Annotated in this window: 10 protein-coding genes and 1 riboswitch; of the genes, 6 read left to right on the top strand and 4 right to left on the bottom strand. The window is 63.9% G+C overall.

Features of this window, described 5'->3' with window-relative positions:
• Positions 1 to 144: 144 nt before the first annotated feature.
• Both PCA20602_RS00740 and PCA20602_RS00735 read left to right on the top strand, forming a co-directional pair.
• Positions 145 to 1659, top strand: a complete 1515-nt coding sequence (locus PCA20602_RS00740; RefSeq protein ID WP_246181959.1) for an efflux transporter outer membrane subunit — start codon at positions 145 to 147, stop codon at positions 1657 to 1659.
• A gap of 421 nt (positions 1660 to 2080) precedes the next feature.
• The gene (locus PCA20602_RS00735; RefSeq protein WP_069341595.1) at positions 2081 to 2719 is read left to right on the top strand and encodes a response regulator; all 639 of its coding nucleotides are present in this window, start codon (positions 2081 to 2083) and stop codon (positions 2717 to 2719) included.
• A 91-nt stretch (positions 2720 to 2810) separates the two neighbouring features.
• Here PCA20602_RS00735 and PCA20602_RS00730 read toward each other — a convergent pair whose 3' ends face one another.
• Positions 2811 to 5033 carry an FUSC family protein gene (locus PCA20602_RS00730; RefSeq protein ID WP_069341596.1) on the bottom strand — a complete coding sequence of 741 codons (2223 nt, stop codon included), beginning with the start codon at positions 5031 to 5033 and terminating at the stop codon, positions 2811 to 2813.
• Positions 5034 to 5287: 254 nt separating this feature from the next.
• Between PCA20602_RS00730 and recC the strand changes: the two genes are divergently transcribed.
• From recC to PCA20602_RS00715, 3 genes are read left to right on the top strand one after another with little or no spacing between them, the layout of a single operon-like run.
• Positions 5288 to 8704 (top strand): exodeoxyribonuclease V subunit gamma, encoded by a 3417-nt coding sequence (recC, locus tag PCA20602_RS00725; protein WP_150719559.1) that lies wholly within the window; start codon positions 5288 to 5290, stop codon positions 8702 to 8704.
• Positions 8701 to 12615, top strand: a complete 3915-nt coding sequence (gene recB, locus PCA20602_RS00720; RefSeq protein WP_150719558.1) for an exodeoxyribonuclease V subunit beta — start codon at positions 8701 to 8703, stop codon at positions 12613 to 12615. Before recC ends, recB begins: the two co-directional genes overlap by 4 nt.
• Entirely contained in the window at positions 12612 to 14849 is a 2238-nt protein-coding gene (locus PCA20602_RS00715) for an AAA family ATPase (RefSeq protein ID WP_150719557.1), read from the top strand. Before recB ends, PCA20602_RS00715 begins: the two co-directional genes overlap by 4 nt.
• Here PCA20602_RS00715 and paeA read toward each other — a convergent pair.
• Positions 14821 to 16236, bottom strand: a complete 1416-nt coding sequence (paeA, locus tag PCA20602_RS00710) for a polyamine export protein PaeA (protein ID WP_150719556.1) — start codon at positions 16234 to 16236, stop codon at positions 14821 to 14823. The two genes, PCA20602_RS00715 and paeA, sit on opposite strands and share 29 nt — an antisense overlap.
• A 476-nt stretch (positions 16237 to 16712) precedes the next feature.
• On the opposite strand from paeA, the gene PCA20602_RS00705 reads away from it, so the two are divergent.
• Positions 16713 to 17864 (top strand): hypothetical protein, encoded by a 1152-nt coding sequence (locus PCA20602_RS00705; RefSeq protein WP_174980682.1) that lies wholly within the window; start codon positions 16713 to 16715, stop codon positions 17862 to 17864.
• Between the two features lie 135 nt (positions 17865 to 17999).
• Here the strand turns inward: PCA20602_RS00705 and thiC are convergent, their stop codons facing one another.
• Both thiC and PCA20602_RS00695 read right to left on the bottom strand, forming a co-directional pair.
• Complete coding sequence (gene thiC, locus PCA20602_RS00700) at positions 18000 to 19916, bottom strand: phosphomethylpyrimidine synthase ThiC (protein WP_150719554.1); 1917 nt, start codon at positions 19914 to 19916, stop codon at positions 18000 to 18002.
• 73 nt (positions 19917 to 19989) lie between these two features.
• Positions 19990 to 20088: riboswitch (TPP riboswitch) on the bottom strand.
• Between the two features lie 194 nt (positions 20089 to 20282).
• Entirely contained in the window at positions 20283 to 21974 is a 1692-nt protein-coding gene (locus tag PCA20602_RS00695; protein ID WP_150719553.1) for a hypothetical protein, read from the bottom strand.
• Position 21975: the final 1 nt, after the last annotated feature.

The following is a 21975-nucleotide window of genomic DNA, read 5'->3' as shown; positions in this document are numbered from 1 at the left end:
GCCCGTTCGTCTTCCGAAACCTTTGTTGCGGCCGAAGGGCCGATGTGTGCCATGTCCCGTACCCTGAATCGTCAAGTCTCCAGCGTTCGTTCCCAGGCAGCAGTCGCGGCGGGGCAAGAGAAAGGGCATGGACGTGAAACCGGCATGACGCCTCGTATGCGTCGCTCGGCGACCTTTCTCGCGGCGAGCGCGGTGCTGTGGCTCGCGGGCTGCGCGCTGGGGCCGGACTATGTTCGTCCGGAGATCGATACGCCCGCCGCATTCAAGGAAACCGGCGACTGGAAGCTGGCCGAGCCGAGCGACGCGGTGGCCAAGGGCGATTGGTGGGCCATCTATCAGGACCCGGTATTGACCGACCTGATGGCGCAAGTCGACATCAACAACCAGAACGTCAAGGTTGCCGAGGCCAACTATCGTCAGGCACTCGCGGTGGCGGGGCAGGCCCGGGCCGCTTTTTTCCCGACGATCGGCGCCGATGCGGGCCTCACACGCAGCAGCTCGCGGGTGAGTAACACGGCGGTGAGCGGATCCGGCGTCGGCGGCATCTCGAACAGCTACAGCCTGTCAGGCACGGCAAGCTGGGAACTGGATCTGTGGGGGAGCGTACGCCGCTCGGTCGAAGCGGGGAATGCCAGTGCCGAGGCGAGTGCCGCAGATCTGGCGAATGCCCGCCTGTCGGCGCAGGCGTTGCTCGCTCAGAATTACTTCGACCTTCGCGTGACGGACGCCCAGAAGGCGTTGCTCGACCGCACCGTTACGGCGTATGAGCAGACGCTCAAGCTCACGCAGAATCAGTATGCCGTCGGTGTCGCGCAGCGCTCGGACGTGATTCAGGCGCAGACGCAATTGCAGCAGGCGCAGGCGTCGTCGCTCGACATCGAGGTGACGCGCGCGCAGCTGGAGCACGCAATCGCCCTGCTCGTGGGCAAGGCGCCCGCTGTCTTCTCGCTGGCACCTTCGCCATTGCGTGCGGCATTGCCGCCGGTGCCGGTCAGTCTGCCGTCGCAATTGCTGGAGCGACGCCCCGACATCGCGTCCGCCGAGCGCTCGGTGGTAGCGGCCAATGCAAAGATTGGCGTGGCCAAGGCCGCGTTTTTCCCGACGCTTTCGCTGTCGGCGACGGGCGGCTTCCAGAGCAACAGCTTTGCGGACTGGCTGACGCTGCCGAGCCGCTTCTGGTCGGTTGGCCCGGCGCTCGCGGCGACACTCTTCGACGGCGGGCTGCGTCGTGCGCAGACCGATGCGGCCATCGCGGCATACGATGCGCAGGTCGCCACGTACCGTCAGACCGTGCTCACGGCGTTCCAGGCGGTCGAAGACAACCTGGCCGCCCTGAACTATCTGGGACGTGAGGCGGCTGTGCAGAATCAGGCGGTGCAGTCGTCGCGAGAAGCCGCGCAACTCATCCTCAACCAGTACAAGGCCGGTACCGTCGGATTCCAGAATGTGCTCACGGCCCAGGCCACGGCATACACCACGGAACGTACCGCGCTGACGATCCTTGGCCGTCAGTTCACGGCGAATGTGTTGCTCGTCACGGCACTCGGCGGTGGCTGGCACGGACTGCCGCACGAGGGCGGAGCATCGAGCGGAGCCGCGGCGGACGCGGCGAATACGACGGCGGTAGGCGTTGCTTCCGGTGCGAGCGCGCAGGAATAACTACGCATATTCCGAGGCGCAGAGCGGCTCGATCATCAAATCCAGCGGCGGTGTTTAAGGTATTTCTGACTTTCACGATCAGAATGCCGGAAACCCGCGCTGCGAATCCTCCGAATGCCGGTGACGCGAGTAGCACAAACTCCGTCGCTGCGCGTCTGTGCAATTTCATCTGTACGCGAGTCCCGTCAAGCAGTTAGGGTGCAGTATCCGCTCTATCGGGCAGCATGCGGGCTTTCCGGCCGTTGACCACACCGCGTGGCAAGCGAGCTGCTTCGGCATGACTATGTGACGTTTCCCATTCGATTGGCATCGCCCCTTTTTGCCAGAATGGACCCGCTTCGTTGTGACGGCCGGCGCGAAGCACCGCGTACGCGCGCGGTCACCACGGTCAGCCGGATGACGAATCGAAAAGGGGGCAGGGATGACGATCAATGTCGTGGTCGCAGACGACCATCCGATTGTGCGCTTTGGCATACGACGTCTGCTCGAAGAGCGGGAAATGATCCATCTGGTCGGGGAAGCCGGCAATTCGTCGGAATTGGTCAATTTGCTGGCCAAATCGCCGTGCGACATTCTCGTGACCGACTTCTCCATGCCGGGCGGGAATTTCAAGGACGGGCTTTTTCTCATCGGCTACGTCCGCCGATACTTCCCGCACATCAAGATCATCGTGGTGACGATGCTGGAGAATCTCGCGATTCTGCGCGGCATGCTCAAACTCGGCGTGCATTCGATTCTCTCGAAACTCGATGAGCAGAGTTCGATCGCCGATATCGTGTGTGTGGTCGCAGACGGCAGCCGTTACATTCCGGCCGGACTGGCGACGCGCCTGCACGATTCCGTTGCCGACGATACCGAAATCGATGCGTCGAAACTCTCGGGACGTGAAGTCGAAGTCGTGAGGTTGTTCGTGTCGGGGCTCACCATCAGCGAGATTGCGTTTCAGCTCAGCCGCAGCGTCAAGACCGTCAGTTCGCAGAAGACGAATGCCATGCGAAAGCTCGGACTGGATCGCGATGTCGACCTTTATCACTACGCTACGCGCACGGGGATCACCTGAGCCGTCGTTGGCTAATCAGGCAAACCCGTTTGCTACCGATTGAGGCGGGGCGGGCGGGTTCCGGCGGACTTCGCTGGGCTTCCCGCCGGCCTCACGCGGGCAAGCGAATCGCCCGCATGTCGCGCAGAATCAGCTCGCCCGCGCGCAGCATCTGCTTGAGTTGATGGACCACTTGCTTGATCTCCTGCACGTGAGCCTCGGCCGTGTCGGGTTGCTGTTCCTGCGCGACCACCAGTGCATCCAGACGCCGCGTGTAGTCGCGCATCGCCTCGGTCGCCGCCTGCGTGTCCGTCGGTACGGACGCCGCAGGCGCCGCAAGCGCCTGTGAGAGCAGATCGCTGATGGCTGCGACGACCTGCCCCAGCTCTCCGCTCTTGTCCGCCGCAATCTGACGCGGCAAGACATCCGCCAGTCCGGTGATGTACGACGCCATCACATGGTTCTGCACCAGCAAATCGTTGAGTTCCGCCACGCAGACTTGCTTGGACTTCGGTTCGAGCATCATCCGCCGGAAAGCGGCACCGAAATTCCCGAAGGCAATGTGCATATCCTTACGCGCCAGGCGATAGGCCAGACCGTCGCGCTTGCCGTCGAGACCAGCGCTGGATTCGAGATAGGTCCGCGTCGATTGCACGGCGTTGCGGATCAGCGGCCCCATCAGACGATATTCCCAATAAGGGAAGAGGTACGAGCACACCAGCGCGATCGCCGAACCGATCAGCGTGTCGATCGCGCGCTCACCGATGACCGACAGCGATCCGGGCAGCAGGAAGTGGAAAAGCAACAGCACATACGACGACATGAACACGACCGACAGGCCGTAGTTGAACAGCGACAGGCTGTTGCCCATCACCATGCAGAAGAACATGAGCGCCAGCAGAATCCACGCCTTGTGCACGAACGACAGAATGATCAGCACGCTCACGCAGCCGACGAGGGTGCCTGTCAGGCGCTGGGCATTTTTCTGTTTGGTCAGGCTGAAGCCGGGCTTCAGAATCACGATGATCGTGAGCAAGACCCAGTAGCTGTGGTCTTGTCCGGCGAGCAGCGACCAGTTTTCGCAGATGAGCAGGCCGGCCGAGATGGCGATCGTCACACGTAACGCGTGCCGGAAGCTCGGCGAGGAAAAAGTCAGATTTTTCCACAGCAATTTAGGGGAAAAGCTCTGTCGCGACGTGAAGCGGACCAGGGCCTGGTCGATTTGCATCTCCGTGGCCGTGCCCGCGGTGCTCACGTTCGTGTTGCGGTGCATGCGCTCCACGATACGCGTGGTGCTCCACACGCGGCGGAACGTACTGGTGAGCGCTTGATAGGCCTCGGGCGAGCGCTGCTGGAGCGACTGCTTGCGCATGAGCTCGATCTCGTACTCGATAGCCCGGAACTCCGCGCGCCAGCTACGTTGTGCCCGCGACGGCTCGTTCGTGGCAATGGCATATCCGATGGCATCGACCTCAATGGCGATCTTGCGGATCATGTCGCGGAAGAACAGAAGCACGTCGTTATTCGCAAACTCCCGGCGCAGCATCGGGTAATCGGTATGCACCGACACCACCGTCTCATGCAGGTCGACGATGTTGATGAACAGATTGAACAGCATCGTGCGGCGCGGCTCCAGCGCCCCGATGCGCAGTCGCGGCAGATTGCGCAGGATGATTTCGCGCGCCGCCTGCTGCTTTTCCACGACGTTGACCTGTGCGGCAATCAGACGCCGATAGCAGTCGTCGATATCCGTCGAAGTATCGTAGAAGGCCGCCTTGGCCTCCAGATATTCCGACGTGACGAAGAAGCACTCGGCGAGTGTCTGCTGTTCGATGCGAAACCACCAGATCCGGCAGACGAAAAGACTGAAATAGGTGTACCAAAGCCCGCCCGCGAGCACGGCGCCTGCGTCGAGCACCGCCTGATGGCGCGTGAGGTCGGCCTCGACATTGAGCACCATCATCATCAGGCAGGCGAAGCTGACCAGCGACGCACGAAAGCCATAGACCACGAGCATCGACAGCCCGAAGGTCAGAATCAGCGACGTGATCCATAGCTGCCACGGCTGCGCGGCGGTGGCCATGCCCGTGATCAGCACCGTCAGGGCGCCGAGCAGCGTGCAACTGAGCAGTTCGGTGTGCTTGTGACGCAGCGGCCCGTTGATGTCGACCACGCTCGCGCACAGCGCCCCCGAGGCGACCTCGATGCCGAGCAGGTGCTGATCCATCCCCCAGAAGAGGACGAGCGCGGGCAGAATGACGCCGACTGCCTGCCGGGTGCCGCTGAAAAAGTAATGGCTATATAGGAACTTCTTGATATCGGTCTGGTAGTCCATGCGTCGGGTGCGAGGGTTCCGCAGCAAAGCCGGCCGCGCGACGGGTAGGGCGCGGCGCAGTGAGAGTCTAGCCGAAGCCCTGCGTGCCGCGAAGTGGGGATACCGCCGGTTACACGCGGCGCGCGGACGTGGCCTGCCGCACCTGCCCGGTGGCCGACACCCATGGCGGGGCAAGCTTTCGGATCTGTCCGATGGGCTTTGCCATGGGGCATTTGCTATGCTTGCGAACAGACTCGCTAAGCCGCCACGCCCGCATGCTCCATCTATTCTTCTCCAACCGGTTCACTACGCTCGAAGCCGCGCTGCTGCGCGATCTCGCACAAGCGCCCGGCGCTTCGACGGGACCGGTCGACCCCTTCGAGACGGAAACCATCGTCGTGCCAAGCGTGGCCGTGCGCCGCCGGCTCGAACTGGACTATGCGGATGTCTTCGGCGTGTGTGCGAACGTTCGCCTGACCTATCTCGCCCAGTGGCTGTGGGATATGGCGGGCAAGCTGTTGACGGTGCCCGAGAGTTCGCCGTTCGCGCCTGACCGGCTGGTCTGGCCGCTGTACCAGTGTCTGGCGCAGCCGTGGGTGCAGACATCGCCACGGCTGGCGGGTTATCTGTCTGGCGCAGACGATGTCATGCGCTTCGAACTGGCGGACCGGCTCGCCCATATCTACGATCAGTATCTGACTTACCGGCCTGGCTGGCTGGAACGCTGGCAATCCGGTGAAGCGATCCTGCCGGGGGCGGCAGAGACCTGGGGCGATGTGCAACGGGCCGATGAGGTTTGGCAAAGCGCCTTGTGGCGGCAGGTGCTCGCGCACCTCGATATCCGTGAGCGTCATCCTACGCTGCGTGCCATCGACCGGATCGAGCAACTGACGCCGGAGACCCTCCCCGCCGGGTGGCCTTCGCGTGTCTCGGTATTTGCGCTGTCGTCGATGCCGCCGTTGTCGATGGCGTTGCTCAAGGCCATGTCCCGTCTGATCGACGTGCATCTTTATGTGCTCAATCCCTGCGAGAGCTACTGGTTCGATATCGTGCCGCCGTCGCGGCTTTCCTATCTGACCCGGCGAGATGGCGCGGCACATCGCGAGGTGGGCCATCCATTGTTGGCTGAATGGGGCCGTCAGACGCAATCGCACATCGACGCGTTGTATGCCGACCTTGCACCCCAGGCGGTGGAGGATCGGGCGCTGTTTCAGTCGAATCCCGCGCCGACACTGCTGGCAGCGTTGCAAAACGGCATTCTCTCGCTGGATGACGGTCGTCACGGCGCGCCGGACGGTGTCGACGCCGACGGCTCGGTGCAGGTGCATGTCTGTCACAGTCTGGCCCGGCAGATCGAAGTGCTGCACGACCGCTTGCTGGCGTGCTTCGATGAAATTCCCGACCTGCGTCCGGACGATGTGCTGATTACCGTGCCGGATCTGGGGCGCGCAGCGCCGCTTATCGACGCGGTGTTCGGTACGGCAACGCCTCGCATCCCCTATCTGGTGACGGGGTTGCCGCCGACGCGAACCAATCCGGTCGCGCGCGCCTTTGCCTCGATTCTGGCGTTGCCGCAGCAGCGCGTGGCGGCGTCCAGTCTGGTGGAGCTCGCTCGCACAGAGGCCGTGGCGCAACGCTACGATCTCGGCGGTAATGTGCTCGATGCGATTCAGAACTGGCTGCATGCGGCGGGAGCGCGTCGCGGGTGGCGCGGGGACGCCTTGCTACGCCTTGACGGGACCGGTGTGGACCGTACCCCGGGGGCAGAGGCCGCGCCGGCGTTGGAGCGTCACACGCTGGGCGACGCCATGATGCGGCTGTTCCTCGGCTATGCGCTACCCGACGACGCGATGCCGGTCGACGATTGGCTCCCGGTCGGCGGTATCGAAGGGGGGCGCGCCGAGTTGCTTGGACAACTGGCGCGCCTGATCGACGATCTCGACATGACGGCAGTTGCGCTGCAAAACGAACGTACCGGGTTGGCGTGGCGCGATCAGCTACTGGGGATGCTGGAGCAGTTTTTCTCCGATGAGCCACGGTTCGCCGACGATGTCGCGGAGGTCCGCATGGCGATCGAACAAATCGGCTCGGCGATTGCCGACGGCGCCCCCGAGGTGCGTGTGCCGGTGGATGTGGTGGCGCGCGTGCTGGCCGACGCGCTCGACGACCCGACACGCGGTGGTGTGCCGTCGGGCCGGGTGACGTTTGCGGCGATTCCGAGCTTGCGTCTGCTGCCTTATCGCGTCGTCTGCATGATCGGCATGGACGACGGCGTGCTGCCGGGCCGGGTGCGTGCCGACGAGTTCGATCTGATGCGGGCATTACCGCAGCGCGGCGACCGCCAGCGACGCGACGACGAGCGCAATCTGTTCCTCGACCTGATGCTCAGCGCGCAGGATCGTTTCCTGATCACTTACACGGGACGAAGCGTGCGGGATAATGCCCCGTTGCCGCCGTCGACGGCCGTAGACGAGTTGCTCGACTTCACGGGGCAATTGCTGGCGCCGGTGTCGCAAGGCTTCGGTCTGGACGAACAACGCGAGGCGCGCGAGCGCCTGATCGTGCTGCATCCGTTGCAACCGTTCTCACCTGCCTATTTCGATGGTCATGCTGCGTCGCTATACAGCTACGACGTATCGAATGGCGAGGCGGCGCAGCAATTGGCCGATCAACTGGCGTCGCCGGCACCGGAGGCGCTGGCGGCACCGTTCGTGCGGGAGTCATTGCCAGCCGTCGCGCAGACACATCTGACGCTGGACGATCTGCTGCGCTTCTGGCGTCATCCCGGGCGCGCCTGGGCACGCGACCGCCTGGGTCTGTCGCTCAACGAAATGCTGACGGAGGTCGAGGACGAGGAGCCGTTCGTGCTCGATTGGGCCGGGCGTGACGCGCTTGCCGCGCGACTGTTGCCGCGCCTGCTACGCGATGGTAGCGGGGATGCACGCATGCAGGCAGAAGCGATTGACCGTATCGCGAGCGTGAGCCATGAGTTGCCTGGCGGGGCGACGGGCGCAGTTTGGCGTCGGCGGGAGCTGGGCGGCCTACGCTCGCTGGCGGCGCAGGTGAGGGAGGCGCAAGCCGAAGGCACGCAGGAATTGCTCGTGACGCTGCCTATGACGCCAGCGTTGCCGCCTGCCTGGACGGCATCGACGGATGCTATCTGGCATGGTGACGCGACGTTGTCTGCCGAATGTCTGCTACAGGGCCGCCTCGCGCCCGTGTCGCGTCATGGGCTGGTGATGTATCGCTACGGCAGCATGCGTCCGAGCGACCTGCTGGCGGCGTGGCTCGCACACCTTGCGCTATGCGCTCATCTGCAACAGCCCGAGCATGCGGGACAAGATATCGCGGCCAGAACCCTCTGGTACGGCGAAGACGAGACTTTCGCGTTGCGGCCGGTGGACGATGCGGTGACCTTGCTCGCGCAGTGGATCGGGTTGTACCGTCTCGGACAGACGCGTCCGTTGCCGTTTTTCGTCCGTAGTGCCTGGAAGCTCGCGAGCACCGGCAAACCGGCGGATGCGCAAAGCGCATGGCAAGGGTCCGCATTCGCGCGCGGGGATGCCGATGATCCTTATACCAAGCTGATCTGGCGAGGCGTGGAAGATCCTCTCGCGTCTCCTTTCGATTTGCTTGCGAACACGATGTTCGGCCCGCTGGTGCAGCACCTTGAACTCGTGGAGGGCGCATGACTCAGCTCATCGATCTCGACGTTTTCGGCTGCGATCTCGACGGCATCTGCCTGATTGAAGCGTCCGCCGGCACCGGCAAGACCTGGAACATCTGTGCGCTCTACGTTCGTCTGCTGCTGGAAAAGCAGCTCAGCGTCGAGCAGATTCTCGTGGTGACCTTTACGAATGCGGCGACGGCAGAGTTGCGCGAGCGCATTCGAGGACGTCTGGCGGGACTCGTCGCGGCGATCGCACCCGTGCTCGGCGACGACGGTGATGAAGGCGACGTGAGCGACGCGGACGACGCCGATGACTTCCCCGATTTCGACCCGGATGCGAGCGACGATCCGCTATTCAACGTCATGATCGCCGGCCTGATCGAGCGCGGCGACATGTCGGTAAAGGCGATTCGCGAATGCCTGCAAAGGGCGTTGCGCGGTTTCGATCAGGCATCGATTCACACGATTCACGGCTTCTGCCAACGTGCGCTCGCGGAAGTGCCGTTCGCTGCAGGCCTGCCGTTTGCCTATGAACTCGTGCCGGACGACAACGGTGTGCGGCACGATCTGGCGGTGGAGTTCTGGCGGCGTGTCGTGGAGCCGTTGGCCGCGCAGGACGACAGCTTTGCTGCGTGGCTCGTCGACCGGAAGCGCTCGCCTGGCACGCTCACCGATCAGTTGGCGCGTCGCCTGAAGAAGCCGATGTCGGAGTTGCGTTGGCCCGAAGCGGTTCAGCGCGATTTGGGTCATCCGAGCCCTCCGAGTGATGTGCAGGAGGCGCAAACGTCCGCACCTTCAGCGTTACTGACGACCTATTCGGCGGCTCGCGATTGCTGGGAAGCCGAGGCCTCGATGATTGCCGACCTCATGCGTCGGGCATTGCCGTCATACAAAAAGAACATCTACAACGAGACATCGCTGCCGCAGGCCGTCTCGGCGTGGCAACGCTACCTTGGCGCACGCGATGCCGGAGCGCTACTGGGGGCCAAGGCCGAGTTGCTGACCACGACACGTCTCGCCAAAGACATCAAGAAAGGTGAGACGCCACCGAATCACCGTTTCTTCGACATGGCGGACGCGCTTGTGCAGGCGCGAGCCGATGCCGACGAACGTTACGAGATGCAATGGCTGCGAATCCTTCGTGACTGGTTAGCGGAGGCACCCGAGCAACTTGCGCTGCGCAAGCGGGAGTTGCGAGTCGTTTCGTTCGATGACCTGCTGGGCAATATCGCGCGTGCCTTGCAGCAGCATCCCGATCTCGCACAAGCTTTGCGCGAGCGGTACCCCTGTGCCCTGATCGACGAATTCCAGGATACCGATCCCCTGCAGTTTGCGATCTTCAGTACGGTGTATGGCCAGCCATCGCCGACCGATGATGAGGTGGCTTCGGACGAGGCGCACCGTGGCCCAATGTTCATGGTCGGCGATCCGAAGCAGGCCATCTACAGTTTCCGGGCGGCGGATCTGCATACCTATCTGGCGGCCCGGAAGAATGCGGACGCGGCATATACGCTTGCCGTCAACCAGCGCTCCACACCCGCCATCATCGATGCCGGCAACCGTCTATTCGGTGCCAACGATCGTGCATTCGTGCTCGACGGCCTTGAGTATCCGCCGGTACGGCCAGGGGCGCGCCGTCGCCCGCCATTGTCGGACGTGCGCGACGTGGCCGACTTCACGGTCTGGTGGTTGCCGGACGACGACGAGCCGCTGTCGAAAGATGAGGCGCAACAGGCCTGTGCGAGGGCGACGGCGGCCGAGGTGGCTCGACTGCTGGCGGGAGCGTCGCGCCGTGACGTGCTTGTCGGCGACAAGCCACTCGCGCCGGGTGATATTGCGGTCATCGTCCAGACCCATCGTCAGGGCGCGCTCATGAAAGCCATGCTGGCCGAGCACGCGGTGGGCAGTGTAGAGCTGACGCAGGATTCGGTATTCGCAAGCGAGGAAGCGGAGACGCTATTACGCGTGCTGCGGGCAGTGGAAGCGCCGGGCGATGTGCGAGCACTGCGCGCTGCGCTGGCAACGGAACTCTTCGGTCTGGACGCCACTGCGCTTTATCGCATGCAGACGAGCGAGGCGTCCGATGCAGAGGCGATTGCCTGGATCGAGCGTCTCCAGCGTTACCGTCAGTTGTGGATCGATCGCGGTTTTTCCGCGATGTGGCGCACGCTCATGCGGGAATTGGGATTGGCAGCACGACTGGTGGCGCAAGCGGGCGGCGAACGGCGATTGACGAACTTCATGCATCTGGCCGAACTCGCACAGGCTCGCTGGGCCGAGCAGCCGGGCATGCCGGCGTTGCTGCGCTGGCTGGCGTCGCAACGCAGCGCCAGCGGTGGCGAAGAGGCGCAGTTGCGTCTGGAGTCGGACCAGAATCTGGTGCAGATCGTGACCGTTCACAAGTCGAAGGGGCTGGAGTATGGCGTCGTGTTCTGTCCGTTCCTCTGGGACGGCGCCGTGCGCGATGGTGGCGGTCTGGACGGGCTGGAGTATCACGACGGCGCCACGGCCGTCATCGATTTCACCGATGCCGCAGCGAAAGGATCACCCGCGACGGCGGCGCTGCGTCAGGAGCAGTCGGCTGAGCAGGCGCGTCTTCTGTACGTGGCACTGACGCGTGCGGTGTACCGTTGCTATCTCGCGGCGGGGATCTATTCGTCCCGACGCAGCGTGAAGGAGGCGTGTGGCGGCATGCTTAACTGGCTCGCGGCGGGTCAGGGCATCGCGTTCGATGCGTGGATTTCCTCGTCGGTCGATGCCGACGAACGTGTCGAGACAATCCGGAGCGCATGGAAGGCGCTCGTTGGCGGACCGCTCGATGTCGTGCCGCTGCCGGTCGGCGACGCGCTGGCGAACGATACACGCATCGTGCACGACACGCCGCCCGAGCTGACGACGCGCACGAGCACGCGTGCGCTGCGCGAAGTCTGGCGTATCGGTAGCTTCTCCGGCCTCCTGGCCGGCATGCACACGGGGCCGCAGTTGGGCGGCGGGCAACTGAGTGCGCCGGAGCGCACCCGTCCCGACTACGATGCTCAGGCCAATGCCGGGCCGAGTTTCGCGCTGCCGCCGGAGGGGGACGACGCGTGGCCGCCGGCCGACGACATTCTGCGTTTCCCGCGCGGGCCTGCCGCCGGGGAGAGTTTGCACCGCGTGTTCGAACTGGCCGACTTCCAGTCGCGTGTGCAATGGCCGCACGCGGTGTCGAGGGCGCTGCGTGAGCGTCCCCCGGGGCGCGGGGCTGAACAGAACGACGCCTGGCGCGCCATGATGATGAACATGCTGTCCGACACGCTGGTGACGCCATTGCGGCCCGGTATGCAACTGGCGGACGTCGCGTTGACGGAGCGCCTCACGGAAATGGAGTTTACGTACCCGGCGGATGCGGTGTCGCTCGACGCATTGCGAGGGCTGTTGCGTCAATTCGGCTATCCCGATCTGCCGCTCGACGCCACCGTCCTGCGCGGTTATCTCAAAGGCTTCATCGATCTGGTGTTCCGCCATGGCGGACAGTGGTGGATTCTCGACTGGAAGTCGAACTATCTCGGCACCGCGCCGGAAAACTACGGCACTGAAGGATTGCGCGAAGCCATGGCCGAGCACGGTTATCACCTTCAGTATTTGCTCTATACGCTGGCGCTGCACCGCTTCTTGCAGCGTCGTCTGCCGGACTACGACTACGAACGCGACATGGGCGGCAGTCTTTATCTCTTCGTGCGGGGCGTGCGTCCCGACTGGGCCAGCGCGCATCTCGCCGGCGACGACGTTCCGGGCGTGTTTTTCGACAAGCCGTCGCGCGAAATGGTCGACGCGCTTGACGGGCTCTTCGCGGCGGGCGAGAACACCGCGCTTGCCGAAGCACTCTCGCTCAATGCCCGCAGCGATGGCCCGGCAGGCGAAGATGTCGCCGCCATCGATGGGGAGGGCGAATGACGGATAGACGTCATACCGGCGACGCGTCCGGTGCGCCGCTGGCCGACAGTGGCGTCGTGCGACTGGCGCAGGGTTTCGCTCGCCGCATGGGATTGCTCGCACGCGGCAACGGTGCAGACGAAGTGACGTGCCGTTACGTGCGGCGAGCCGCGCTGGAAGTCAGCCTCGCCACGTCGGAGGGGCATGTGTGCGTGCCCCTCGGCAACCTGCTCGATGGACAGGCGAGTGGTGAACTGTTCCCCGGCGATGCGCCCTCGCTGTCCGTCTGGCGCGACGCACTCTTCGCGAGTGGCCTGTGTGCGCCGGCCAGCCTCGCGCGCGCGTTGACGACGGATGCGCAGGCGGATGCCTTTCCGCTGCTGCTCGACGATCACGATCGTCTGTATCTGGCGCGCTACTACGGCTACGAAGCGCGACTGGCAGCGGCGCTCGGGCGCAAGCTGTCGATGACGTCGACGGCCGATGCGTCGACGACAGCGATTACCGACGAAGACCGAAAGCGCTTACGGCGCTATTTCCGTGATGGCGTTCTGCGCTCACCGGATGGCGAGCGAGAGCCGAACTGGCAGATGGCGGCGGCAGCATTGGCTTTGCAGCGCTCGCTGGTCGTGCTCAGTGGTGGCCCGGGAACCGGGAAGACGACCACGGTTGTGGGTCTGCTGGCGTGCTTGCTCGAACGTGATGCCAACTTGCGCGTGGCGCTTGCCGCCCCGACCGGAAAGGCGGCACAGCGCATGCAGGAAGCGCTGACGGCGCGTCAGGACTTGCCCGACACCGTACGTCTGGCCCTGCCCGAAGCGGCGCTCACGTTGCATCGGCTCCTCGGCGTACTTCCTGAGTCCGCCGAGCAAGTCGGACGGCGCTTCCGTCACCATGCCGGCAATCCGCTGCCCTATGACCTGATCGTGGTGGACGAGGCATCGATGATCGATTTGTCGATGGCGACGGCATTGCTCGAAGCCGTGCCGGACGGCGCGCGTCTGATTCTGCTCGGGGATAAGGATCAACTGGCAGCCGTTGAAGCGGGGGCGGTGTTCGGGGAACTGAGCGCACAGCGAGCGTTTTCACCCGACATGCGGGCGCATCTGCTGTCGGCACTCGACTGGCCTGCCGAGGATTTGCCCCGCTCTGGCCCGCTGGCGCTCGGTGCGGGTGGTGTGGCCCTGGCTGCAGCCCCAGCCACAACGCCAACCCTTGCGGCCGGTACAGGCCCCAAACGCGCCGTCGCTACGGCGGCCACCCAAGCCGCTGCTGCTGCCACCGTGGGCACGGCAGCCACCGCCCGCGTGCGTGCAGCCAGCGGACTCGAAGACACCGTCGTCTGGCTGGAGCGCACCTATCGCTTTGGGGCGCATTCTGCGATTGGCCGGTTGGCGACGGCGATCAAGACGGGGAAGGTCATCGACGCGCGCAAGGCGCTTTCCGTTGGCGACAGCGAACGAGAGCCTTCGAACGAAGGCGGATCGCCCGACGCCACTGCGGTTGACCGGGTGCGACTGAGCGAAGACGGTGGTATCCAGTTGTCCGCGCCCCATCTGAACGCCTTGGCCGATGGTTACGCCGAATACCTCGACGCGCTCGCCCGGGCCGTCGATACCATCGAACAACTCGGCGACCCGGCGGCGGCGGCATCGGCTGACATCGCGATGGTGGCGCAACCGGTCTTCGCCGCTTTCGGCCGATTCCGGGTGCTGTGCGCGACGCGTGGCGGGCGTCGGGGCGTCGAATTTCTCGGTGCGCAATTGACCGCGCTGTTGGCACGACGCGCAGGCGTAGCACTTGGCGCCGGCGGAGGGGCATGGTTTGCGGGGCGTCCGGTGCTGGTGACACAGAACGAGTACGCGCTGAACCTGTTCAATGGCGACATCGGCATTGCGTTGCCGCTCGGACCGTCAGGCACGTTGCGCGTCGCGTTTGCCACGCCTGACGGCGGGTATCGTCTGTACTCACCTGCCAGTCTGCCGGCGCATGAGACGGCATTTGCCATGACTATTCACAAGTCGCAGGGCTCCGAGTTCGAGCGGGTCGCGATCGTGCTGCCGGAGCAGGCGAGCCGGGTATTGTCGAGAGAGCTGGTCTACACCGGTGTGACGCGTGCGCGCCGGGAGGCGTGGCTGTATGCGCCGTGGCAAGTGATCGCGTCGGCCATCGCACGGCCGACGCAGCGCGATGGCGGTCTGACCGACCGTTTGACGGAGGTGATGGCTACGATGTCCGATCCGTCGACGAATTAGCCGGGTTCTCCGGGTCCGACGGGTTCGGCGGCGATGCCGGATTCCCCTGACTTGCCGCCAGCTTCGCGGCCGCGATAGCCGCTTCGGCCACCGCACCGATTCGGGTCACGAGCAACTGGTCGATCTTGTAATTGTCGATGTCGACCACTTCGAATTTGTAACCCGCCGCTTCGGTAGCTTCCGACTTCTTCGGAATGCGCTTGAGCTGATAGATCATGAATCCCGCGATGGTCTCGAACTCGCCTTCGCCGGGAAGCTCATCGATATCGAGGGCCTTTTTCACGTCTTCAACCGACGTGACGCCGTCGACGAGCCACGAGTGTTCGTCGCGCTGCACGATCTGATCTTCGTCGGCCGGGTGAACGACATCGCCCATGAGCGCACCGACGATGTCGTTGAGCGTGACGACGCCAACGACCAGACCGTACTCGTTGATGATGACGGCAAAGCCTTCCCGGGTCTCCTTGAAGCGCGCAAGCGCTTCAGAGAGGTTGAGCGTATCGGGAATCACCAGCAGCTTTTTCGCGTAGAGGCGATCGAGATTCCGGATCACGCTCGACAGATCTTCACTGGCAATGCGCTGGAGCAGATCCTTCGAGTCGACATACCCGAGCACGTTGTCGATCTCATCGCGGCAAACGAGATACTTGGAATGCGGGCTTTCGGTGATTTTCTGACGGATGCTGCGCTCGTCCTCGGCGATGGTGAAGTACACCACGTCGTCGCGGAAGGTCATGACCGAGCCGACGGTGCGCGATTCGAGTTCGAAAACGTTCTCGATCAAATGCAGTTCCTGCTTGCGCAACACGCCGGCCTGAGCGCCCGCGCCGACCATGGCGGCAATGTCCTCCGACGTGATGTTGTCGATGGCATGCGTCGGCAGCTTGAACATGCGCAGAAACAGGTTTGCGACGCCGTTGAAGAGATAGACGAGCGGGCGCAGCACCTTCAGGCAGAACAGCATCGGGTCGATGATGGCCATCGCCACGCGCTCGGGGTTCACCATGGCGAGCCGCTTGGGAATCAGGTCGGCAAACTGAATGAAGGCGATCGTGATGAAGAGGAAGGAGCCGATGCCGGCCAGTCGCAGCGCCAGTGCCTGATCGGTGAACGGGCTGAGCCATTCGAACAGATAGCCGGTAAGGAAGCTCTCACCGAGCACCCCGCCGAGCACGGCGACGGCGTTCACGCCGATCTGCACGACGGTGAAGAAGTTACCGGGCTGCTCCTTGAGCGCAAGCACCTTGACGGCCTGCTCGTCGCCCTTTTCCATGAGCACCTGGAGTTTGGTGCGCTTGGCGGCCGTCAGTGAAATTTCGGAAGCGGAAAAGAAGGCGCTTGCCAGCACCAGCAAGAGAATACTGAAAAGAAATCCGTAACCACTCATATTGTTATCCCTGTAAGTGCGAGTGCGGGTACATCGCCGCGACGCAGGCCGGACCGTTTCGCACGGGAGTAAGTCCGGAGAGCAGGGAGACATTTCAAAACAAGGCCTGCCGGCCATCATTTTGAGATGCCTTCGGGAGCTGGAGACGCCGTATCGACGTGCCGCGTCAGCCGCGTCGGCTGCACCGCTGTCCGATAGCATGCCATAACTTCGGGGCACTTCGACAGCGCGTGCCTGGCGTGCCGGACGCGCGCAGGCCGCAAACGCTGTCCACTCCTGGACGGTCGCGTGCACGAGCTGTGAGACCCAGTGTACAGAACCGACAATTCCCGAACGATCGTTCGGGCATCGTGGATGCCGCTTCGATACCGCCTCATTGCCGCTTCAATGTCGTGTCGAACCGGTGCCGGAGCCGCGGGGACAAGCCGCGACGCTTCCTTTTCCTTCTTTCAAAGGATTTCTCGATGACTTTCGGTATGCAGCCCTTGAATCAACCGCCCGGTGTCGGCGGCCTTGCCTTTCTCGCACCCGTTGCCCTGAATCCCGATGCCGGGATGGTCGACGCGGGCGGAATGCCGCTGATCCGGATCGTCAATGTTGCCAAAGAGATGAATACGGCCAGCGCCCGCGCTCAGGCGCCTGCGCACCCGTGGCGCGTACTTCGGCCCTCGCCGAGCGGTGAGGTGTCCGGTCGTGCCAACGATGCAGGCAGCGAGGCCAGGACGGATTTCCAGGCGGTGTTTGCCTCGGCCTCATCGGCATCGTCGGAGAGCGACGCCTCTGGTGAAGCGCTGTTCGGTGCGTTTCTGACGTCACCGGCCGATGTCGACAGTGTCGATGTGGAAGATGTGTCGTACGCCAGATCCTTGTTCGAGGCGCCGCGCGTCGCACAACCGGTCTTGTCCGCTGCATCGCTGGCAACGCTGCACGTCTGCGCGAGTTCGCAGAACGTCAACACTCGCGTCGCCTCGCTCGAAGGCCGCAATCACCCGGTCGTCATGCCGGACGGACGCAGCGAGCGTGCGCAGATCTGTCGTGACATCGTGAACGGTTCGCTGCTCGGCACGGACGGCCGAAACGGCACGGTGCCTTTCGACCCGAGCCGGGCGGATGTGACGAAGACGGTGGCGGACACCGCGCGTCGCTGGACGGGAAAGCCGTCGCTGGCGGGCAAGAAGGAGTGGACGACCGCATGCCTGATGAATACTCCACCGGAGAGGTTCATCGCGGGTCTGAACGAGAGATTGCAGGCCGGTGGGCGCCTGCTACCGGCACCCGAGAGCACCGAATGGATGCTCCGCGTAGGGTTCTCCGACGGTTTGCCGATGCATCAGGCATTCGTGCGTGGCGACCTGCCCGCGACCGTGGGGCTCGGCACCGATGAGTGGGTCAAGCTGGCATTGGGCATCGAGCAACTGGGCGAGCGTCACTGGGACATGCGCCACGTGGAAGTCGTCGACGCGGCGGCGCTGCCAGCCACCAACACCAAGGCGTTCACGGCATTGGCGACGTCGCTGTCGTCGACGGCGCCTCACATCGCCACGCAGCGCTTGCGTAACCAACTGACGATGCGCGGTATTCCGACGCTGCCGGCCGAAGCGACGAGCCGTGCGCCCGTCAGCGGCTGAGGGCGTGTGATCTGACGCGAACATCGACCGGTGTCATACGCCGCCGTCGTCACCATCGCAAAGTGCCACGTCAATAAAAAACGCGCCCGGAATCTCCGGGCGCGTTTTGCGTTCAACGAACAGCGAGTGCCGGCATCAGGTGCGGCGATAGATCTCCGCACCGCTCTTCACGAACTCGACCGCCTTCACTTCCATCCCTTGCTTGAGGGCGGCTTCGTCGGTGATGCCCTGCTTGGCGGCGTAGTCGCGCACGTCCTGCGTGATTTTCATCGAGCAGAAGTGCGGTCCGCACATCGAGCAGAAGTGCGCCACCTTGGCGGAGTCCTTCGGCAGCGTCTCGTCGTGGAATTCACGCGCCTTGTCCGGATCGAGACCGAGGTTGAACTGGTCTTCCCAACGGAATTCGAAACGTGCCTTCGAGAGCGCGTTGTCGCGAATCTGCGAGCCGGGGTGACCCTTGGCCAGGTCGGCGGCGTGCGCAGCGAGCTTGTACGTGATGATGCCTTCCTTCACGTCGTCCTTGTTCGGCAAGCCGAGGTGTTCCTTCGGCGTGACGTAGCACAGCATGGCCGTGCCGTACCAGCCGATAGTGGCGGCGCCGATGCCCGACGTGATGTGGTCGTAACCCGGAGCGATGTCCGTGGTCAGCGGTCCGAGCGTGTAGAACGGGGCTTCGTCGCAGTACTCGAGCTGGAGATCCATGTTCTCCTTGATGAGCTGCATCGGCACGTGACCCGGGCCTTCGATCATCACCTGGACGTCATGCTTCCACGCGATTTGCGTGAGTTCGCCCAGCGTCTTGAGTTCGGAGAGTTGCGCTTCGTCGTTGGCGTCGTAGATCGAGCCGGGACGCAGACCATCGCCCAGCGAGAACGCGACGTCGTACGCCTTCATGATTTCGCAGATCTCTTCGAAGTGCGTGTACAGGAAGCTTTCCTTGTGGTGTGCGAGGCACCACTTGGCCATGATCGAGCCGCCGCGGCTGACGATACCCGTCATGCGGTTGGCGGTCATCGGCACGTACGCGAGGCGTACACCGGCGTGGATCGTGAAGTAGTCGACGCCTTGCTCGGCCTGCTCGATGAGCGTGTCGCGGAACATTTCCCACGTCAGGTCTTCGGCCTTGCCGTTTACCTTTTCCAACGCCTGATAGATCGGCACCGTGCCGATGGGCACCGGGCTGTTACGCAGGATCCACTCACGCGTTTCGTGAATGTGCTTGCCGGTCGACAGATCCATGACCGTGTCGCCGCCCCAGCGGATGGCCCACGTCATCTTGTCCACTTCTTCGCCGATCGACGACGTCACGGCCGAGTTGCCGATGTTCGCGTTGATCTTCACGAGGAAGTTGCGGCCGATGATCATCGGCTCGGATTCCGGGTGGTTGATATTGTTCGGGATGATGGCACGGCCGCGGGCGATTTCCTCGCGCACGAATTCCGGCGTAATTTCGGCGGGAATGCTCGCGCCGAAGTGTTGCCCCGGGTGCTGGCGCGAGAGCAGCTTGGCCAGACGCTCGCCTTGCGGGCCGGCAGCGCGCACGCTCTCGATGTATTCCTGACGGCGCAGGTTTTCGCGGATGGCGATGTATTCCATCTCGGGCGTGATGATGCCCTGACGCGCGTAGTGCATCTGCGTCACGTTCTTGCCGGCCTTGGCGCGGCGCGGCGTGCGATGCAGGCCGGGGAAGCGCAGGTCTGCGGTCGCGCTGTCGTCGGCGCGCTCGCGACCGTAGGCCGAGGACAGGCCCGGCAGCGATTCGGTGTCGTTACGCTCTTCGATCCACTTGGCGCGCAGCGCCGGCAGACCCGAGCGGATGTCGATGCGGGCATTCGGGTCGGTGTACGGGCCCGAGGTGTCGTAGACGTAGATCGGCGGGTTCTTCTCGCCGCCGAAGCTGGTCGGCGTGTCGGATTGCGAGATTTCGCGCATCGGGACCTGAATGTCCGGACGCGAGCCTTCTACGTAGATCTTGCGGGAATTGGGCAGCGGAGCGATCGCGGCTTCGTCCACGCGCGCGTTGGCTGAGAGGAACTTCGGATTGGCGTTCATGCAATGTCTCCTGGCGGGGCACGTGTTGACGCCGACTAATTCGGCGCAAAGCGGCTCAGGAGCATGAACGGGGGCGAGGAATTTCTACGCTCCCTGCGCTGGCATTATCCAGATCAGGTTCTAAGGGTATTTCTCACCCACAACTCACGTTGCAGGACCCCTGCGCTTAGCTTTGCGGCAACGATACACCGACATACCCGGCCAACACAAGCGCGACGTGTCCCGAAAAACGTGAACGGCGCATTGCTGCAACGCCGCATGCGGCGGGTCGCCCAGCGCTCGTCATCTCGTCGGGACGATCGGTGTCAGGATCGGGAAAATCGTTCAAGTTTTGCCAACGGCGATCAACACGTGCCGATGTCCGCGCTACTGCGCCAGACGCACTTCCCGCTGGAATTCGCGCGGCATCAGACGGAGCGCGTCACGGAAAAAACGCCGGTCCGGTGGCGGCAGCATCGGCATGACACGTCCCAGTGAGTGGGCCGCATGCAACGCCTGAGGCGAGTCGCCGTCCTGGTGCAGCGCAAACCACAGCATCTCGAACCACAGATTCGCGAGTTGCAATGGCTCGAAACGCACGCGTCCCTCCTCATGGTCGGCCAGCGTGGTCATGACGACGTCGGTCCAGCGCAGGAACCCCTTGGCCCGCGAGAATGGCGCGCCGAACGGTTGCACGGCGTCGAGAAACGCGTCGACCGCGAGCGGTGTGCTCGCCCGTAGCGTCTTCAGATCGGGGTCGCGCCGCACCGGCACCGCGCCGCGCGCGATGCGTAACAGGAAGACGGTATTCCAGACGGAGTTCCCGCCGACGCCGAAACGGTCGCATATCCACTCCGACAGGCCGATCCAGCGCAATGCCTGACGCTGCACCTCGGCGGCGGCCAGTCGTCTGCCGGGGTCGATGAGCGCGCCTTGCCAGAACAGCCAGAGCGACAGACCGATGTTGGCGGCCACGTGCTGTGCCAGTTCGATGGAGTCGGCTTCGAAGGCGGCTTGCAGGGCGTCGGAGAAGGCGGCGAGGGCGTCGGCGGCCGATTGGGCACGCGCAGGCAGCGGACCGTTGCGTGCGGCATGCGACTTGTACAACAGCGCCTGGAGATTGCGGCTTTCGAAGCGGATGCGGGGGTTGTAGAGCAGGCAGGGGGCAAGCGAAGCGTCGTCGCTGATGCGCTGCAAATGGGCGAACGCGCCGGCTTCGTCGCGCAATGCGTACGCTTGCCACGCCTGCACGATCCAGTGCATGGCGCGTAACGTCGGCGAGCCAGTCTGATGGGCGCCGAACGTTGCGGCGAGCGTAGCGAGTGACTGTTTCGTGCGCGTGGCATCTCCCATGCGGCGCCACACGATCGTCTCCGCGAGCAGGGCAATGCCGCGTTGCACGTCGTCCACCGCGCAGACCTGTGCGGCATGGAACGACGGAATCGCCCCGGTGCGTTGCCGTCTGGCTTCGCCGGGCGACGACATTTGAGGCGGCGCGAAGAACACGCCGTCCTGCATGTCGCGTTTGCCCAGCGTCAGGTGATGCCAGAACGCGATGTCCTGCATGACGTAATCGAGGGCGGGCGACTGCGTGTCGGGGACGGCGCCTTGCGGCAACCCGAGGAAGGTGGCAATGGCGCGACGCGAATCGTCGGGCGCGGTGTCGCCGATCATGACCACGAGACGCGACATCTCGTGTGTCGCGAGCCAGAAGGGGCCTTTGCCGCGCCCCCGGGTGGGCAGCAGACGGACGTCCATGTGACGGTCGTCACCCCAGCCGACAGCGATGCCCCATCGCGCAAAATCCGAAAACGCCCGGCTGATGAGCATGCGCAGATCGCCCGCGATGGCCGCATGACCGAAGCGGATCTTCAGCGAAGCGAGCGAGACCGCGGTGTTTTCGTATAGCGCCGCGTAGTAGACGCGCATCAGCAGCCAGAGGCTCTGATAGCGCACGGGCTGACCGTCGACCTTTTGCGGCGTGTCGAGTCGCACGACAAGCGGGGCATGCGGCGGTGCACCGGAAGCGGTGTCGGAAGCAGTGTCAGAAGCGCGCGGCGGCGCAGGCATGTCGGACATG

The sequence above is a fragment of the Pandoraea capi genome, from assembly GCF_902459735.1.
Taxonomy (GTDB): domain Bacteria; phylum Pseudomonadota; class Gammaproteobacteria; order Burkholderiales; family Burkholderiaceae; genus Pandoraea; species Pandoraea capi.
This window is presented reverse-complemented; position numbering and strand designations above follow the sequence as displayed.

Coding starts and splice junctions, on each gene's coding strand:
- PCA20602_RS00705 (WP_174980682.1), top strand. CDS start 16,713: ATGCAGCCCTTGAATCAACCGCCCGGTGTCGGCGGCCTTGCCTTTCTC.
- thiC (WP_150719554.1), bottom strand. CDS start 19,916: ATGAACGCCAATCCGAAGTTCCTCTCAGCCAACGCGCGCGTGGACGAA.
- paeA (WP_150719556.1), bottom strand. CDS start 16,236: ATGAGTGGTTACGGATTTCTTTTCAGTATTCTCTTGCTGGTGCTGGCA.
- recB (WP_150719558.1), top strand. CDS start 8,701: ATGACTCAGCTCATCGATCTCGACGTTTTCGGCTGCGATCTCGACGGC.
- PCA20602_RS00695 (WP_150719553.1), bottom strand. CDS start 21,974: ATGTCCGACATGCCTGCGCCGCCGCGCGCTTCTGACACTGCTTCCGAC.
- PCA20602_RS00735 (WP_069341595.1), top strand. CDS start 2,081: ATGACGATCAATGTCGTGGTCGCAGACGACCATCCGATTGTGCGCTTT.
- PCA20602_RS00740 (WP_246181959.1), top strand. CDS start 145: ATGACGCCTCGTATGCGTCGCTCGGCGACCTTTCTCGCGGCGAGCGCG.
- recC (WP_150719559.1), top strand. CDS start 5,288: ATGCTCCATCTATTCTTCTCCAACCGGTTCACTACGCTCGAAGCCGCG.
- PCA20602_RS00715 (WP_150719557.1), top strand. CDS start 12,612: ATGACGGATAGACGTCATACCGGCGACGCGTCCGGTGCGCCGCTGGCC.
- PCA20602_RS00730 (WP_069341596.1), bottom strand. CDS start 5,033: ATGGACTACCAGACCGATATCAAGAAGTTCCTATATAGCCATTACTTT.